13 protein-coding genes are annotated in these 17,667 nt (G+C 72.2%); 5 read left to right on the forward strand and 8 right to left on the reverse strand.

The window, feature by feature from the left end; all coding sequences use genetic code 11:
- Positions 1-29: 29 nt before the first annotated feature.
- From OG223_RS07570 to OG223_RS07585, 4 genes are all read left to right on the forward strand, one after another.
- The gene (locus OG223_RS07570; RefSeq protein WP_329244188.1) at positions 30-578 is read left to right on the forward strand and encodes a hypothetical protein; all 549 of its coding nucleotides are present in this window, start codon (positions 30-32) and stop codon (positions 576-578) included.
- A gap of 125 nt (positions 579-703) precedes the next feature.
- Positions 704-1,564, forward strand: coding sequence for a PaaX family transcriptional regulator (locus tag OG223_RS07575; protein WP_443073832.1), 861 nt, complete (start codon positions 704-706; stop codon positions 1,562-1,564).
- A gap of 212 nt (positions 1,565-1,776) precedes the next feature.
- Positions 1,777-3,129, forward strand: coding sequence for an alpha/beta hydrolase (locus tag OG223_RS07580; protein ID WP_329244194.1), 1,353 nt, complete (start codon positions 1,777-1,779; stop codon positions 3,127-3,129).
- 127 nt (positions 3,130-3,256) lie between these two features.
- A complete protein-coding gene (locus OG223_RS07585) occupies positions 3,257-4,825 on the forward strand; it encodes an MFS transporter (RefSeq protein WP_329244196.1) in 1,569 nt (522 codons plus the stop codon).
- 23 nt (positions 4,826-4,848) lie between these two features.
- On the opposite strand, the gene OG223_RS07590 is transcribed toward OG223_RS07585, so the two are convergent.
- Positions 4,849-6,168: a DEAD/DEAH box helicase gene (locus OG223_RS07590; protein WP_329244199.1), complete on the reverse strand. Its 1,320-nt coding sequence runs from the start codon at positions 6,166-6,168 to the stop codon at positions 4,849-4,851.
- A gap of 90 nt (positions 6,169-6,258) precedes the next feature.
- On the reverse strand, positions 6,259-6,423 hold the full coding sequence (locus OG223_RS07595; RefSeq protein WP_329244202.1) for a hypothetical protein: 165 nt from the start codon (positions 6,421-6,423) through the stop codon (positions 6,259-6,261).
- 77 nt (positions 6,424-6,500) lie between these two features.
- Here OG223_RS07595 and OG223_RS07600 point away from each other — a divergent pair, with 77 nt between their 5' ends.
- Complete coding sequence (locus OG223_RS07600; protein WP_329244205.1) at positions 6,501-7,706, forward strand: serine/threonine-protein kinase; 1,206 nt, start codon at positions 6,501-6,503, stop codon at positions 7,704-7,706.
- A 27-nt stretch (positions 7,707-7,733) separates the two neighbouring features.
- Here OG223_RS07600 and OG223_RS07605 read toward each other — a convergent pair whose 3' ends face one another.
- The 6 genes from OG223_RS07605 to OG223_RS07630 all read right to left on the reverse strand — a co-directional run bounded on the left by OG223_RS07605 (position 7,734) and on the right by OG223_RS07630 (position 17,601).
- Entirely contained in the window at positions 7,734-8,393 is a 660-nt protein-coding gene (locus OG223_RS07605) for a hemerythrin domain-containing protein (RefSeq protein ID WP_329244207.1), read from the reverse strand.
- Positions 8,394-8,404: 11 nt separating this feature from the next.
- On the reverse strand, positions 8,405-9,322 hold the full coding sequence (locus OG223_RS07610) for a TIGR03619 family F420-dependent LLM class oxidoreductase (RefSeq protein ID WP_329244209.1): 918 nt from the start codon (positions 9,320-9,322) through the stop codon (positions 8,405-8,407).
- A gap of 95 nt (positions 9,323-9,417) precedes the next feature.
- Positions 9,418-12,021, reverse strand: coding sequence for an AfsR/SARP family transcriptional regulator (locus OG223_RS07615; RefSeq protein ID WP_329244211.1), 2,604 nt, complete (start codon positions 12,019-12,021; stop codon positions 9,418-9,420).
- A 276-nt stretch (positions 12,022-12,297) separates the two neighbouring features.
- The gene (locus tag OG223_RS07620; protein ID WP_329265181.1) at positions 12,298-13,134 is read right to left on the reverse strand and encodes an SGNH/GDSL hydrolase family protein; all 837 of its coding nucleotides are present in this window, start codon (positions 13,132-13,134) and stop codon (positions 12,298-12,300) included.
- 179 nt (positions 13,135-13,313) lie between these two features.
- Positions 13,314-14,246 carry a catalase family peroxidase gene (locus tag OG223_RS07625; protein WP_329244214.1) on the reverse strand — a complete coding sequence of 311 codons (933 nt, stop codon included), beginning with the start codon at positions 14,244-14,246 and terminating at the stop codon, positions 13,314-13,316.
- Between the two features lie 145 nt (positions 14,247-14,391).
- On the reverse strand, positions 14,392-17,601 hold the full coding sequence (locus OG223_RS07630) for an AfsR/SARP family transcriptional regulator (RefSeq protein ID WP_329244216.1): 3,210 nt from the start codon (positions 17,599-17,601) through the stop codon (positions 14,392-14,394).
- Positions 17,602-17,667: the final 66 nt, after the last annotated feature.

The following is a 17,667-nucleotide window of genomic DNA, read 5'->3' on the forward strand; positions in this document are numbered from 1 at the left end:
GCCACACAGCCGCTGCGGATGGGGAGTTCATGGACACGCGTACGTTCGACGCGCTGACGGAGTCGATGAAGAGCGCGTACGTCGCGGGTCTCAGCGAAGGCGCCGTGCCCCGCCCGGTCATCATGCCGCTCGTGCGCGGCGAGTTGGTCGGTCTGATCTGGCTGCGCCCGGTCACCTCCGGCGAGGACGCGCTCACGGCGATCGCGTCACTGTCGAACATCGCTGCGGCGGCGAACGCCGACGAGATCGTGCTCGCCTGGGAGACCCAGGACGTCGCCACCACCTGCGAACTGCCCGTCGACGGCCCGTCCCTCTGCCTGAACATGGTGCACGCCACGAAGGACGGCCACACGCTCCACCAGTTCCCCTACAGCGAGGACCCGGCCTCGGCCGCATCGCGCTGGGAGCCGGCCCCGGCTCCGCAGCCCGACGGCAAGCTGGTGCCGCCCGTCCAGGCCGCGGTCGACTACGCCTTCACTCCCCTTGAGCTGGACCACCCCTCCCCGTTCGGCGTCACGGTCATCCTGATGGAAGAGGACGGCTACAACCTGCGCCTGACCGAGGCTTTCGCCTTCTGAGCCAGGATGCCGGGAAGCCGCGATGCCCACCCGGCCCCAACCCTTGACCGTTATCCGATCGCCGTTACAGACTTGACACAGTTAGCGGAACAGTGGCCCCGTACACCCATCCTCGGGCCTACGCTGTGCCGGTGACCAGTGTCGACGTCGCCGCCGGACCCGCCGCCGAGAGCGGCCCCGAGCCGCGCACCCAGTCCCTGATGCTGACCTTCTTCGGCGCTCATGTGCTGGGGCGGCCCGTCGCCGTGTCGTCGGGCAGCGTGATCGCCGCCCTCGGGAGGGCGGGGAGCACCGAGGAGGCGGTGCGGACCACCCTGAACCGGATGGTCAAACGCGATCTGCTGGAGCGTCGCCGGCAGGGCCGCAAGACGTACTTCGCGCTGACGCCGCACGCCGTGCAGGTGCTGACGGACGGCAGGAACCGCATCTGGCAGACCGGCGCGGTCAACCGGGACTGGGACGGCCGGTGGACGATGGTGGGCTTCTCCCTGCCCGAGGCCTGGAGCCGTGAACGGCACGACCTGCGCTCCCGCCTGATCTGGGCGGGCTTCGGCCCGCTGCAGAACGGCCTGTGGGTGGCCCCGGCACCCGTCGACGTCCGCGAGATGGTGGCCGGGCTCGGCCTGGAACCGTATCTGCGGGTGTTCCGCGCGGAGGTGGAGTCGCCGACCGACGTCCGCGAGGTCCTTGAGCAGGCCTTCGACGTACCGGCCATCGGCGCGCGGTACCGGTCGTTCCTGGACCGCTGGGACCGCACCGACCCCCTCCCCGCGGCGGCCTCCGGCGACGACCTCGCGGGTCAACTCCTGCTGCACACCGACTGGCTGGATCTCGTACGACGGGATCCGCATCTGCCCGCCGAGCACCTCCCCGGGGACTGGCCCGCCGCGCAGGCGGAGACCGTCTTCCGCGGTCTGGCCAGCCGCTGGGAACGCCCGGCGGCACGCGCGGCCGTACGTCTGCTGGACACCCTGACGCTGGACTGATCCGCGCGCACGGCCCCTTCGCGTCCACCTCGGGTCCATGCCCGGCCCTTGTGCGTCCACCCGCGGATTCCCCTGCCTCATTATTGGTCACTCTCTTGACGGCCATGAAAAAAGAGCCCTACATTCGCACCGCTCTTCCAAGTCGCACGCCCACCTCGTACGCCCAGCACGCTCCCCCACTCGGTCCCCCCTCGACCCGCGGAGCCGCCGCCATGCCCCGACCCCGTCTCTCGACCCTCGCCGCCGTCTGCGCGACCGCCCTCGCGACCGCCCTGCTCGGCCCGGCGACCGGCGCCCACGCCACCACCGCCGGCCACTACTCCGGCACGCTGACCGACGGCGCCACCTGGATCGCGGACACACCCGAGCAGTGGAACGGCACCCTGCTGCTGTTCAGCCACGGCTTCGGACCGACCACCGCCGCCGACGCCCCGTCGCCCGCCGTGAGCCAGGCTCTGCTGAACGCCGGTTACGCCCTCGCCGGCTCCTCCTACGACCCGAACGGCTCGATGTGGGCGCTCGATTCGGCCGAGCGGGACCAGTTCGCCGCGCTCGCCGCCGTCCGGCAACAGATCGGCACACCGACCCGGGTCATCTCGGTCGGCCAGTCCATGGGCGGCCTCGTCAACGCGCGGATCGCCCGGGACGGCGCGGGCCGTGTCGACGGTGCGCTCGGCCTGTGCGGCCTGGTCGCGGGCGGCGTCGATCTCGACAACTACCAGTTGGACGCCGAGTACACGCTGGCCACGTTCTTCGACCCCGCCGACGCCGACGCCCTGGTGGACCTCGACAGCCAGGCCGACGGCGCCGCCCTCGCCGGCCGGCTCACACAGGCCGTGCAGACGGCGCAGCAGACCCCGGCGGGCCGTGCCCGGATCGCCCTGGCCGCCGCCTACCTCAATCTGGCCGACTGGGCTGCCGGCCAACCGCCGCCCGCGCGCGGCGACTTCGCGGGCCAGGAGCAGCAGCAGTACGCATGGCTGGCGCAGGGGCTGCTCAGCTTCATCGTCCCGGCGCGCTGGTCGGTGGAGCAGTCCGCCGGCGGCAACACGTCCTGGAACAAAGGCGTCGACTACGCCGGGCTGCTGCGCGGGTCCGCCCATGTCAAGCAGGTCGAGGCCCTCTACCGCGACGCGGGGCTCGACCTGCGCGCCGACCTGAACCGGCTCACCCACGGTGCGGACATCACGGCGGACCCGGCCGCTGTGGCCCGTCTGAAGCGGACCTCGACCGCCGGCCAGGGACTGGCCGTGCCGCTGCTGGACATCCACACCACCGCCGACCAACTGGTGCCTGTGGAACAGGAGTCGGCCTTCGCCGAGCGGGTGCGCGCGGCCGGCGACTCCGCCCTGCTGCGACAGGCCTACGTGGCCCGCCAGAGCCACTGCAACTTCACCACCGCCGAAGTGGTCGCCGGTCTGCACGCCGTGGAACACCGGTTGGACACCGGGCACTGGGGCGACTCCGCCACCGCCGCCCAACTCCAGCGCGGGGCCGACGAGTTGGGCCTCGACGGTGCCGCCTTCACCGACTACCGGCCGAGCCGTCTGACCGGTACCCGCTGATGCCGAGCCGCCTGACCGGCACCCGCTGATCCCGAAGCGTTCCCGCCCCTCCCCGCCCCTCCCCTGTTTTCCGCCCGCTTTCCCCCTCCCGTCCCCGGCTCGCGCGCCTCAGGAGCTCCCCGTGTCAATGACGACCGAACCCTCCACCAGAACCACCGCCACCGGCCCCGGTCTGACCACCGGCACCCTGGTCGCCGGTCTCCTCGCCGTCTGCCTCGCGCAGATCGGCCTGGCGATACCGGCCACGCTCAACGGGCTGTTCCAGTCCGATCTGCACCCGGTGGGCTCCCAACTCACCTGGATCTCCGACGCGTTCCTGCTCCCGGTCGCCGTACTGGAGCTGACCTTCGGCCTGCTCGGCGACCTGTTCGGGCGCAAGCGGCTGCTGGTCGGCGGTGCCTCGCTGCTGGTGGTGGGCGAGTTGGTCAGCGCCACCTCCTCCGGTGTCCACCAGCTCTGGACCGGGCAGGCCCTGGCGGGTCTCGGCGCCGCCGCGCTGTTCCCGACCTCGCTGACCGTCCTGGCGGCCGGTACCACCTCGCCCGCACAGCGCGCCCGGGTCATCGCGTTGTGGGCGGCGTTGCTCTCCGCCGGCGGGTTCCTCGCCCCACTGCTCGGCGGCGTGACCGCCACCTACGGCTCGTGGCGCTGGTCCTTCGTCGTGGTCGCCGCCGTAGCCGCGACGAGTGTGGCGGTCAGCGCCCTGTTCGCCGTCAACTCCAGTGCCCCCGAAGGCCGTTCGCTTGACATCGCGGGCCAACTGACCATCGGCCTGGGCCTGTTCGCTCTCCTCTACGCCATCATCCAGGGCCCGACGGACGGCTGGGCCTCGCCCTCGATCGTCATCGCCTTCGTCCTGGCGGCCGTGTTCCTCGCCGCCTTCGTGCTGGCCGAGAAGCGCGCCAAGTCCCCGCTCCTGCGCCTGGATCTGTTCGGCAACCGGGCTTTCGCGGTGGCCTCGGTCGTGGCCGTGGTGGGCATGTTCGCCTTCCTGGGCACCGCCTACTCCGTCAGCATCCGGCTCGGCCCGGTGCAGGACCAGGCCCCGATGCGGACGGGCCTGGCCTTCGTCCTGCTCAACGGCATCACGCTGGTGATGCTGCCGCTGACGGAACGGCTGCTGCGCACGGTCGCACCGGGGCTGCTCCTGGGCGCCGGGCTGCTGTTGATCGCGGCGGGCGACTACTTGGCGGCCACGCTGCCGATCACCGACACCGCCTTCACCTCGCTGATCCTGCCGCTCGGGCTGGTCGGCCTGGGCTTCTCGGTCACCGTCACCTCGATCACCGCGACGGCCGTCAACACCGTGTCGACCCATCTCGCCGGCATGGCGAGCGCCACCACCAACCTGCTCCGGGACTTCGGCTTCACCCTCGGCCCGGCCGTCATCGGCGCCGTCGCCCTGAGCCGCGCGGCGAGCAGCTTCACCGACTCCCTGCACGACTCCGCCCTGCCCGAGGCACTGAAGGGCGCCGGCACGGCCGTACTCGAAGAAGGCGGTCCGCTCGCGGTGAACGGTGCCTCGGCGGCCTCGCCGAAGCTGGCCGACCTGCATCCGCTCGCGCTGGACGCCCTGGGGCACGGATACTCGATCGGCTTCGTCGTCTGCGGTACGGCGGCTCTGTGCTCCGCGCTGCTGGCCCTTGTCACGCTCCGGGGTCGAGGCCCCGCACAGGGCACTGTCGCGGACAAGTGAGCGGCAGGTGCCTCAAGGGCAGGTCAGCGGCCCTTGCGCACCCGGGCTGCCGCGCGGGCTTCCGCGGTCTTGCGGGCCTCGGCCGCTTTGCGGGACTCCTTGGCGGGTCGGCCCGGGCGGGTGCCCATGCCGCGGAAGGGGGCGTTGCCGGTGGGCTTCGCCCCGGTCGGCGGGCGCTTGGCGCCGGTGATGGCGGTCAGTTGCTCCTCGCCGGAGCGGACCTGCGTGACGATCGGGCGGATACCGGCGTCGGACATCATCCGGTTCACATCGCGCCGCTGGTTGGGGGTGACCAGGGTGACCACACTCCCGGACTCGCCGGCACGCGCCGTACGCCCGCTGCGGTGCAGGTAGTCCTTGGAGTTGGCCGGCGGGTCTACGTTGACGACGAGGTCGAGGGCGTCGATGTGGATGCCCCGGGCGGCGACGTTGGTGGCCACAAGCACGGTGATCTCACCGTCCTTGAACTGGCCGAGCGTGTGCGTGCGCTGCGGCTGCGACTTCCCGCTGTGCAGGGCGGACGCCCGGACGCCGCTGGCCCGCAGATGGCGGGTGAACTGGTCGACGGCGGCCTTGGTGTCCAGGAACATCAGCACCCGGCCGTCCCGCGAGGCGATCTCGGTCGCCGTCGCGTACTTGTCCGCGGCGTGGATGTTCAGCACATGGTGTTCCATCGTCGTCACCGAGCCCGACGCCCGGTCGACCGACGCGAGAACGGGATTGTGCAGATGGTCCTTGACCAGTTGGTCGACGTCACCGTCGAGCGTCGCCGAGAACAGCAGCCGCTGCCCGTCGGCGGGGATCTGCGCCAAGAGGTCCGAGACCTGCGGCAGGAACCCCAGGTCGCACATCTGGTCCGCCTCGTCCAGCACGGTGATCCGCACGTGGTTCAGGAGGCAGTCCCGGCGGGACACCAGGTCGGTCAGCCGCCCCGGCGTCGCGACGAGCACCTCGACGCCGGTCCGCAGCAGCGCCTGCTGCCGGTTGATGGACAGCCCGCCGACCACCGTCGCCAGCCGCACCCCCATCGTCCGCGCATACGGCTCCAGCGCGTCGCTGACCTGCTGCGCGAGCTCCCGGGTCGGCACCAGGACCAGGGCGAGCGGCCGCTTCGGCTCCGCCCGCAGGCCCGCGGTCCGCACCAGCAGCGCAAGACCGAAGGCCAGCGTCTTGCCGGAACCGGTGCGCGCCCGGCCGAGCACATCGCGCCCGGCCAGCGCGTCGGGCAGAGCCGCCGCCTGGATCGGGAAGGGTTCGGTCACCCCGAGGCCGGTCATCGTCTCGACCAGCTCCGGCGGCAGCCCGAGCCGGTCGAAGGAAGCGGCCGGCGGCTTCGCGTTCATGGGGAACCTTCCTCAGTGTGATGCCCGCAACGGCACCGGGGCCCGTACCCCCTGGTACAGGCCCCGGTGACATCGAAGCGTGCACCCATTTTACCAGCGGGCCTCCAGGGCACCCGCCGCTCCGCCCGCGGCCCCGTGCCCGCGCGGACGACCGTGCCGCGACTGCCGGAAGTCACTGTCGAAGTCGCAGTCGAAACCGCAGTCGAAACCGCTGTTGGGGTCGGTCGCCGCCCGTCCGCCAGTAGGCTGGGGCAACTGCGTGCCACCCCACCAACACCCGTTCCCTCAAAGGGAGATGGCCCGCAGCGGTCGATCCGTCTCATTGCGTGAGGATGAAGCAACAGGTGCTGATAGCGGGCCGGTACCGGCTGAACACCACCATCGGTCGCGGTGCGATGGGCGAGGTCTGGCAGGCGTACGACGAGTTGGCCGGCAGGCCGGTGGCCGTCAAGCTCCTGCACTCCCAGAACTCCGAGCCCACCGCCACCGCCCGCTTCCGCCTGGAGGCCCAGACCGCGGGCCGGCTCAGCCACCCCCATGTGGTCGGCGTCCTCGACTTCGGCGAGCAGGAGGGCCGGCTGTTCCTCGTGATGGAACTGGTCGACGGGGACAGCCTCGCCCACGTCCTGACCCAGGCGGGCTCCCTGCCGGCCGAGGACGTGGCCCGCATCGCCGCCCATTCGGCCGCCGGTCTCACCGCCGCGCACGAACAGGGCATCGTGCACCGGGACATCAAGCCCGGCAACCTTCTCCTCGACGCCGACGGTTCCGTGAAGATCGGCGACTTCGGCATCGCGCACTTCGTGAACGACCCGAACGGCGCGCTCACCGCGACCGGGCAGATCGTCGGGACCAGCCTGTACATCGCCCCCGAGCGCGCCCTCGGCCAGCCCGCCGGACCGCCGTCCGACGTCTACTCGCTCGGCTGCGTGCTCTATCAACTCCTCACCGGAAACCCGCCGTTCCGCGCCGGCAGCCCCATCGCCGTCCTCCACCACCACCTCGACACGGCCCCGGTACCACCACGGGAACTCGGCGTCAGACTCCCGCCCGCCTTCGAGAACTATCTGCTCGGCCTGCTCGCCAAACGACCCGAGGACCGCCCTACGGCGCGCCAGGCGGCCGAGTGGTTCGGCGCCGGCGCCTGGAGGGGACGCCCCGAGCCCCTCCCGGCGGCCGCACCGCACCGCGAGCCGACACCGGCACCGACGCCGCAGGTGGCCGCCTGGGATGCGGGCGTCGCACCCCGGACGAACAACACGGCCGCCGGCTCCGCGACCACGTACGCCTTCCCGTCCGCCGGGAGTGGTACCGGCACCGGCACCACTCCCGCGCACCGGACCCGGCGCCGGCCGCGAACGGGAGGCCGCACCGGCTCCGTGCGCCGGTCGAGGACGGCGGGTACCGTCGCCGCCGTGCTGATCTTCCTCGGGGCGCTGCTGGTCGGCCTGGCCTGGTTCTCCCCCGACCACAGCTCGGCGGACACCCCGTCGACGGATCCGACCGGCACCGCGAGCACCTCTCCGGCCACGCCCTAGCCGTACTGATCAGGCCCGCCGGGACGATCACGCCCCGTACAGGCGGGCCTCCCGACGGGCGTGCGAGCGGCGGCCGGACAGCCGCCACAGGACGCGGGCGGGCAGGGGTGCCTTGGTGAGGAGAGTCCGCTGCTCCTCCGGGGTCGCCACCGCCATCAACGCGCTGAAGGCGCGCAGCAGATGCTTCTTGTCCAGCTTCGCCAGGCTGATCTCGCCGAGTTCCTCCCACTCGGCGACGCTCAGATGTTCGGCGGCCAACGGCAGGACGGTGGACTCCTCTTCGTCCATGTGCGCGGTCAACACCGCGTCCAGTTCGGTGAGTTGAGCCGCCACTTCTTCACGGACGGGCGACTGGGGATCGGCCGCCAGCCGGCCCAGCGCACCCCTCAGCCCCGAGACCAACTCTTCGAGCCGGTAGTGCTGTTCCTCCATGCGCGTGATCGCCTCGGGCCGCACCTCCACCCGCGCCGCGAGCCGGGGCCAGAGGAATTCGTCCTCGCTGACGTGGTGGGCCTCCAGCCCCATGAGCATGAACTCCACGGCTTCCGCGACCAGTTGGGCCCGCACGGTGTCGCCGGGCCGCAGTCCCCGCACCAACTCCGGGAGTGCCGCGCACGATTGGCGGAAAGTGCGGTGCACCACCACCATGTCGTGGACGTCCGGCTTCGAGGTGAGTACCTCAGTCATGATGCTGCTCCCTAGCCCTTGCGCAGTTGTTCGTGGAAGCGGTGTGCCAGGTCCGTCAGCTCGTCCGCGTCGCGCGCGGTCTGCTGGAGGTCGATGAGGACCTCGTCGGCTCCGGCCGCGTGGGCGGCGAGCAGGTAGTCCGAGACCTGCACGAGCGTTCCCCGGTGCGGAACCGCCTCGCTCGGTGCGTCCTCGGCCGTCACCACGGGGTTCACCCGGACCACGGTGCGCAGGGCGTCGGGGTCACGTCCGTTGGTCTCCGCGATCTGCCGTATCTGGCTGATGACGTACGCCAGTTGGGGCACCGGCAGCGCCACTCCCGCCCAGCCGTCCGCGCGCCGGCCGATTCGTTCCAGGGTGGCCGGGGCGAAACCGCCCAGGAGGACCGGCGGGCGGGGGCGCTGTACGGGGAGCGTCCCGATGTGCGCGCTCGGGACGGTCCACAGCTCCCCCCTGTGCTCGGTCTCCGCACCGGACCAGACGTGTTCCAGGACGTCGAGGATCTCCTCCAGGCGTGCCCCGCGCCCCCGCCAGGGCACGCCGATGCCCTCGTACTCGTCGGACGACCAGCCGAGCCCGAACCCGATGTCGAGCCGCCCCCCGCTGAGGATGTCGACGGTGGTCAGTGAACGGGCCAGCAGGAGCGGGGAGTAGAAGGGCGCGTTGAGCGTGCTGGTCCCCAGGCGCAGCCGCCGGGTGGCGTGGGCCAGGAAGGACAGCGTGGCGACGGGGTCCAGGAAGGTGCGGTACTCCTCCGGTACGGGGCCGCCGCCGGGATAGGGATCGCGGGGCTGCGTCGGTACGAGGGCCCGGTCACCCACCCACAGGCTGTCGTAGCCGATCGTCTCGACCGTGGCGGCGAAGCCGGAGATCGTGGCGGGGTCAGTGAACAATCCGTACTGGGGCGATCCCAGACCGATCTTGAGCATGTCTGTCACCTGTTCGAGGAGGTGGTGCGGTCCGTTGCGCGACCACCGTGCCGAACACGGATCGACGTCCGGTCGACGGCGCGTGAAAGCCCAGGTCAGCGCTTTGCCGCTGCCCGACGCAGGCGGTCGCTCACCTCGTACACGTGCTGGGCCGCCGCGACGTTCACCTCGGCCCGGTCCGAGCTCAGCGCGGTGAACAGGCGGGCCACCTCCTCAAGGAAGTAGGCCGGGCTGTTCGGGTCGTCCGACGCGCCGCCGACGGCCTCCGACTCGGCGAAGAACTCGGCGGCCTCCGCACTGCGCCCCTGATCCACGAGCACGACCGACAGCAGCCGGGCGGACATGAACAACGTCAGCGGGTCGTCCCCGTCGCGGGACCGCCCGATCCCCTCACGCAGATCGGTCTCCGCCGCCGTCGGATCGCCGCGGATGAAGCCGAGCCAGGCCCGGATGTGCCGGGTCTGCGACGGCAACGCGGGGTCGTCGCCCAGGTCGGCCGCCGCGACCGCGTGGTCTGTGACGCGTTCCAACTCCCGCTGGTGCGCGGGCCCGGCGAAGAGCCCGCTCGACGCGATCACCGACAGCGCGGCGACGACGATCCGCGAGGCGTCCGGGATGTCGCGCAGCACCCGGGAGAACACCGAGACCAGCAGCGTGTGTTCGGCGAGCAGCCAGGTGCGCGCCTCCTCGGCGTCGGCGAACCGCAGTCCGGTCAGGGGCACGGAGAAGAGATGGATGCTGAGCGAGCCGGCCCGTTCGGTCGCGCTCATGGCCTGGAGCAGGGTGGCGTGCAGGAACATCGCCAGCCGCACCAGCGCCGCCTCGCGCTCCGCGACGGGGTCCTCGCGACCGGCGCGACGGGCGGCGAACGCCCGTACCAGATCGTGGAATCGGTAGCGGTCGGCGGAGTGCGGTTCGAGCAGACCGGCCTCCACGAGATGCTCCAGCAGTTCCTCGGTCTCCTGCTCGGGGCGCTCCAGCAGCACGGCCGCGACCGCGACCGGGAAGTCGGCGGCGTCGAGCAGCGCGCACAGGCGCATCGCCCGGGCCTGCTCGGGGGCGAGGGCCCGGTAGCCGACCTGGAAGGTGGCCTCGACGGACATGCCGCCGGCCCGCAACTCGTCGAGCTGATGCTCCTCCGCGCGCAGCCGCAGCAACTGCGCGCCGAGCCCGCGTCCGGGACGGGCCGCCGTACGGGCACCGATGATGCGCAGCGCCAACGGCAACTGCCCGCAGGCGTGCACCAGTTCCAGCGCGAGTTCCGGGGCGGCGGCGATCTCGGCGTCGCCGGTGAACCGGCCCAGCATGGCCACCGCCTCCTGCCGGCCGGGCACCGGCACCTCGAAACGCGTCGCACCCGGGGGTACGAGCGACCGGTGCCGGGTCGTGATCAGCGCGGCGTTGCCGGGGGTGCCCGGGAGCAGCGGTGTCACCTGGGCGGTGTCGTGCGCGTTGTCCAGGAGCACCAGGATCCGGCGGTCGGCGGTCAGGGTGCGGTAGGCGCCGGCGCGGGCGGTGGGCGTCGCGGGGATCTCGGCGGCGGGCATGCCGAGCGCGAGGAGGAAGTCGACCAACACGTCCGCGGGATCGGTGGGTTGACCGCCGTCGCCGCGTAGCTCCACGTAGAGCTGCCCGTCCGGGTAGTCGGAGCGGATGCCGTGCGCGACGCGCAACGCGAGCGCCGTCTTTCCCACGCCGCCGATGCCGCTGAGCACGGAGAGCGCGACCGCTTCCCCGCTGGGCCGCAACGCGAGCCGGAGCCGCTCGCGCAGCCGCTCCCGCCCGACGAAGTCGCCGGGTGCCGGGGGGAGTTGCTGCGGGCGGACGCGGACCGGGGCGTCCTCGACCGGTGTGGTCGCAGCCTGGTCGGTGGCAGGGGCGGCGGCCGATTCAAGGCCCGGTCCCCGTCCCTGCCCTTGTTCCTCGGGACGCCTTTCGGCGGGGTCGGGCTCGGCGCCGCTGAGGATGCGTGCCTGCAGCTCACGGAGTTCGGGGCCCGGGTCCATGCCCAGTTCGGCCACCATGGTCTCGCGGGCGGCGGCGTAGACCGCGAGGGCCTCCGCCGCCCGCCCGGAGCGGTACAGCGCCCGCATGCGGAGCGCGTACAGCTCCTCGCGCAGCGGATGGTCGGCGATGAGGGAGATCAGTTCCGTCGCCACGCGGGCGTGCTCGCCCAGTTCGTCGGCGCACTCCAACCGCGCCACCTGGGCGTTCAGCCGTAGATCCACGAAACGTCCGCGGTGCCGCCGGGCGTAGGGGCCGGGTACGCCGGACAGCGGCTCCCCCGACCACAGTGCCAGCGCCGCGTCGAACGCGCGGAGCGCGGGGCCGGTCTGCCGCGCGGCCCGGAGTTCCTCGCCGTCACGCGCGAGCCGCTCGAAACGCAGGGCGTCGACGGCCGGTTCGGGGATGTCGAGCTGGTAGCCGCCCTGCGTGGTCTCCAGCCGGGACCGCTCGTCGCCCAAGGAGAGGCGGATGCGGTAGACGTACGTCTGTACCGAGCGAACGGCGTTGCCGGGCGGCTCTTCCCACAGTGCGTCGATGAGGTGGTCGAGTCCGCACCGGCGCCCTTCGCCGAGCAGCAGCCGGACCAGGACCGCGCGCTGCAGCGGGCTGCCGAGATCCAGCGCACGCTCGCCGTGACGACCACTCAGCGGCCCCAGCAGCCCGAACTCGTACCCTTCCACCGCTGTTGCCACGCCCAAAGTCTATCGGGCACGGCTCGTGGCCATGCCCGTCCGGGGATCCACGGTCAGCCGCGGCGCAGCATCATGACGACGGCGACGATGACGATGATGAGGACGACGGTTCCCAGACCTATGTACACGGGTTTCTCTTTCTCTAGGGGAGCGGCACCGCTGGGTGCCGCGGACAACCGGGTACCCCTGAAAGAGCCTTTCAGCCGTCGTGGAAGAGGAACGGGGGCACCGGCGCGCTCCCCGGGCCGCCGGTGCCCCCGTTCCGTTCACGTCGGGTCAGCGGCGGTACGCGCCGCAGCGGAGGGCGCGCTCCACCGCTGCGGCCATGGCCTGCTGGCCCAGGGCGTTGGGGTGGGCGGGTGCGGTCGGGGCCGCCGCGACCAGGGGTTCGATCCAGCGCTCGCCGGCCGGCTTGCACATGTCGTGGCCCACCGTCGGGGTGTAGGTGTCGACATATGCCGCGCCGTGGGCCGACGCCTGGTTCGCGATCATCGCGTTGAGCTTCTTCTCGGTGTCGCGCAGATAGGCGAAGTCACCGGCGGCGAGCGGTACGGCGGAGCCGGTGCAGCCGACCCCGTCGTCCGGGAACAGGTCGGGGTAGCCGACCACCACGACCTCGGCCCGAGGAGCCCGCTCGCGGACGGCGTCCAGCGCGGCGGCGATCTTGGGGGCGGTGTCGTCGACGCGCTGCGCCAGCCGGTCGGTGCCGTCGCTCGTGAAGAAGGTCTGGCAGGGGTTGCCCGCCGGGTCCTTGGACGTCAGTCCGGCGCAGGTGGCCAGATTGGCGGAGAAGCCGATGTCGTTGCCACCGATGGTCAGGGTGACCACGTCGGTGTCCGCGTCGAGCGCGTCCAGTTGCGGCGGGCGTGAACCCTGCGGTCCGGCCAGGGCCGTTGTGGTGGCGCCCGAGCAACTGACGTCTGTCGCATGCCAGTTCCTCGCCGCCGCGAGGAGGGACGGGTAGTTCTGGTCGGACCGCGCGCATGTGGCGTCGACCTGGGTCGGTACGCCGGGGCCGGAGGCGTACGAGTCGCCCAGCGCGACGTAGTTGACGGTGCGCGCGGTGGGGGTCGCGGCGTTCGCCGCCGTCGCTCCCGCCGCCGACAGGGCCATCGCGCAACACGCCACCGTGGCGCCGCGCAGCAGGCGAGGCCGACCGGGAGATCTCTTGGTCTGCTTGTTCTTCAAGTCCGTCCATTCGTCGGGCCCCGGAGCGCTCCGTCAACTGGTGTCGAGCGCGGGGGCGTTGTGCTGCCGAGACGTCAAACGGCGCGCACACCAAGGAGGTTCACTCACTGGTTGCGACTGCGCCGGAGGTGGGACTCGGCGTAGGCGTGGGCCCGGAAGGCGAGGACGGGGTCGTCGGAGAGCTGGATGCCGGTGGTGACCCGGGTGGGGTTGAAGGCCTGCGAGTGCCAGGGGGCCTGGTCGTCGGCGGGTGCGGTGATCTCCAGCCGCCCGGCGCTGAACTCCTCGCGGTGGTCGGGCCAGACGGTGCTGGGGTCGTGGGTGGGGTCATCGGGTTCGGCGAGCTGGATCCGCAGGTCGAACGCCACCGGTGCGTGTTCCAGGCGCTGGTGCAGTTCGTCGGTCAGGTAGTGGGCGGTACGGGTGTCCGCCTCGGCGGCGGTCAGGGCGGCGCGTCCGGCCTCCGGTTCCCAGCGGTACCGCACGGGCCGCTGGGCGCCGGTCGCGTCGACCCAGATGAAGGCATGGATGGCCCAGTAGGCGGCGGAGCCGTAACTGACGGGGACGGGCGGCTGCTGTGCGACGGCTTCGGCGAGGTGGGGATGGGCACCGACGAACGCGTGCACCCGGGCCAGGTCCGGCTGACGGGTCACGGGGTCGGGGCGCAGCGCCTCGGTCAGTTCCAGGAACTCCTTGGGCGTCGAGGCGACGAACCGGGGGACGGTGAGAGCGACGAGGTCGGTGTCACCGCCGTCGGGCAGGTGGAAGCGGGTGGCCATGCCGCGGGTGACCGGGGCGGTGTCGGGCGTGTGGGGATTTCCCTCGGAGTTCGAGAACCGTACGGTCGCCGACACCGGTCGCGTCTGCAGATGCGCGGCCGTGGTCAGGGCGGCCGCGGCCCCGCTGGGAGTGAAGGTGGCCCGGAACGCGGCTCCCCTGGCACTGGACCGGCGGTATCCGGGGTGCCTCCCGCTCATCCGCTCCATGCTGTCGACGACGCGGACAGCCAGGGTCTGATCTGCGGAACTGCTTGGCATGTCATTCCTTGGAAGACGAAACAGCACGGAGTCTCGGCGCGGCCGAGCCCTTCGCGGGACTCGCCGCATGGCGCTCTACGGGCCGTTCCGGGACCCGGTTCACTCGTCTCCGGGGACGGATCGGGTGCGTGACGTGGGCGAGCGGTCAGCGATGCCGGCCCGGGCCGTTCAGCACTCCGGTGAAACCGGCGAGCAGGGAAGGGTTGTTGGCGAGCCAGGCCTGCACCCGGTCCGCCCCGATCGCGCCGCCCGGGCCGGACGTGAGACAGGCGTCCATCTTGTCCAGCAGGGCGCCCACCGCGCGGCGGGCCAGCGGCTCACGCACCCGGTCGAGCGCCTGGCCTGCGCGGTCCGTCCACCGCCGCACGTCGTCGGGTGCCGAGGGGGTGGGCGGGCCGAACGCCGCCACCGCCACCAGTCCGACCGCGGCCATGGCTCTGCGGTCGAGCGGGGCCGTAGGACTGTTCCAGACCTCGGCGAAGACCGCGCCCGCGTCCGCGAAGCGGCCGCCGTGGAACGCCAGTGCTCCGCGCAGGATGGCCGCCGCGGCCCGGAGGTCGTCCGCGCTCAGTTCGTCCGCGAGCCGGACGACCTCCGAGAGCCGGTTCCCGGCCGTGTCGAGCGCGCCCTCCGCGATGTCGAGGCACACGATCCTGAGTGCGGCGTACGCGTACTGACCGCGGGCGCCGATGGAGCGGAGGAGGCGTGCCGCCTCGGTCCAGTGCGCGCGGGCGCGGTCGCGGCGGCCGGCGCTCTCCTCCGCGTCGCCCCAGAGCGTGAGGGTGCAGGCCCTGGCGAAGTCGTCGCCGGAGGCGCTTGCCGCCGAGGCGGCGGCCCGGCCGTGGCCTCGGGCGCCGGCTATGTCGCCGACCTGGAGGCAGTACGTCGTCCAGTTCGCCAGGAGGATCGCCCGTTCCCAGTGGAACTCGGTGCCCTCGACGCCCAGTTCGGCCACGTCGTCCTGCCCGGTCAGCATGGCGTGGAGGGGTTCGTAACAGGGCCCCAGGGCGGCGAGGTCGGGGTTCTTCGCCTGGCGCCAGGCCGACTTGTACCGGTCGATGAAGTGGCTGCCCTCCGCGTACCGGCCGACGACGTGGTTGAGCCAGACCAGCCACGCGAGGGCGTAGAAGAGGGCCCGTTCGTCCTCGTCGGTGGGCTCCGCGGCGGCCCGTTGCGCCTGCGCGGCGTCGTAGGCCCACAGGCTGCGCTGGAGGCGGTCGATGCCCTCTTCCTCACGGCCGCTGATGATCCAGTAACTGCCCCGCCGTGCTTCCAGCGACAGGGCCTGAGCTGTGCGCGACCGGGCCGTCATGAGATCCGAGGCCGCCCTGATGTTGGCGGCCTCCGCGGTGTGCCGCCTGATCAACTCCCCTTGTTCTACAGGTGAGTCGGCGTCGGTGCAGGCGTGCACGAAACGCAGGGCCCAGGCCATGAAGCGTTCCTCCGCCGCGGCGGCCCGTCCTTCGGCCCGGAGGCGGTCCAGCGCGTACTCGCGGACCGTCTCCAGCATCCGCAGTCGGCTTCCGTCGGGCGTCGAGACGGTGAACAGGAGGGATTTGTCGACCAGTTGGGCCAGCACGTGCAGGATCTCGTGGCGGTCCGCCCCGGGAAGCGGGATCGCCGTCTCCGCCACGTCGAGGGAGCAACCGCCTACGTAGAGGGCGAGTTCCGTCAACACCCGTTGTTCGGTGGTGTCCAGGAGGGCGTAGCTCCAGTCGAGGACGGCGCGCAGGGTGCGGTGCCGGGCGGGAGCGGTCCGCTTTCCCTTGGCCAGCAGGGCGAAGCGGTTGTCGAGGCGGAGTTCGATCTCGCGGACCGGCAGCAACCGTACGTGTGCGGCGGCGAGTTCCACCGCGAGCGGCAGCCCGTCCAGCCTGCGGCACAGGGAGCGGATGTCGTCCATCGCCGTCGCGTCGGCGGTGAAGGACGGGTCGGTCATGACGGCGCGGGCGCCGAACAGTTCGGCGGCTTCGCCGTCGGGCATCGGCGCCAGGGGATACAGCGTCTCGCCCGCGACGGCCAGCGGTGCCCTGCTGGTCGCCAGCACGGTCAGCGCGGGGCACCGGCCGAGCAGGACCGCGACGAGCGGGGCGAGGGCGTCGAGCAGGTGCTCGCAGTTGTCGAGCACGAGGATCGCCCGACGCCCGGTCAGGAACGAGGTGATCCGGTGCATGTAGTCGTGCGGCGGCTGGTCCGGCCGAACCGAGGCGTCCGACAGGCCCAGGGCTCCGGCGATCGCCGCGAGGACGCCCGCGCCGTCGGCCGACGCCAGATCGACCCACCACACACCGTCGTACGAGTCCTGCGTCAGCGCGCACGCCTCCAGCGCGAGGCGCGTCTTGCCGACACCGCCCGGCCCTACGACGGTCACCAGCCGCTCGCGGTCGAGGGCCGCGCGCAGTCCGTCGAGCTCCTCACCCCGGCCGACGAAGGGGCCGAGGGGGTGCTCCGGGCCGCCTTCGCCGGGCAGCGGGCGGGATTCGGCGCGGCCGGCGGGTGCCGGTGACACGTGATCGGCGGGCGCCGGTGACAACCGTACGGAGTCCGCGGTCGCCGTGCCCGGACACGAGTCACCTGCCGGTGTCGCCGTCCCCGGACGCGGGCCGCGCGCCAGTATCGCGTCGTGCAGGGAACGGAGTTCGGGGGACGGATCGGCGCCCAGCTCGGACCTCAGCAGTCGGCGTCCCGATTCGTACACGTCCAGCGCCTCGGCGTCGCGCCCGCAGCGGTGGAGCGCGAGCATCAGCCGTGCCCGGGATCTCTCCCGCAGCGGTGCGGCGGACACGAGGGCCGTCAGTTCGGGGACCAGTTCCGCCGCGCGGCCGAGTTCGAGGGCCGCGGCGCTCGCGTCCTCCTGCGCGCTCAGGCGCAGTTCCTCCAGGCGCAGCCGTTCGGCGTCGAAGACCCGGCCCTTGAGATCGTCCAGCGCGCGGCCCCGCCACAGCGCCAGTCCCTGCCGCAGGACGTCCTCCGCCTGCCGGTACGCTCCCGCCGCCAACTGCACGCGCCCTTCGCGGACCGTCGCCTCGAAGCGGACCGTGTCGAGCTGGTCCTCCGCTCCGAGGGCGAACCGGTATCCCCCGTACTGCGACTGAAGGCGCCCCTCCTGGTCCCGGGTCGCGAGCGCCGCGCGCAGTTTCGTCACCTGGACCTGGAGGGCGTTGACCGGGTCCTTCGCCTCGCGCTCCTCCCACAGCTCGTCGATGAGGGTGTCACGGTGCACGACCGCTCCCCCGGCGAGCAGCAGCCGGCCGACGATCGCGCGGGAGACCGCGCCCGGAAGTGCGACGGCACCGCTCCCGTCGGCCAGCTCCAGGCGGCCGAGCAGTCGGAGGTGCATGGCGTCGTCGTTCATGTGTCAGCCCTCGTCGGCGGTTCCGATACCCGAAACCGGGGTTCCGAGCATGTCCGTGACCGTACA

Origin of the sequence: Streptomyces sp. NBC_01478 (assembly GCF_036227225.1) — a bacterium.
Lineage (GTDB): Bacteria > Actinomycetota > Actinomycetes > Streptomycetales > Streptomycetaceae > Streptomyces.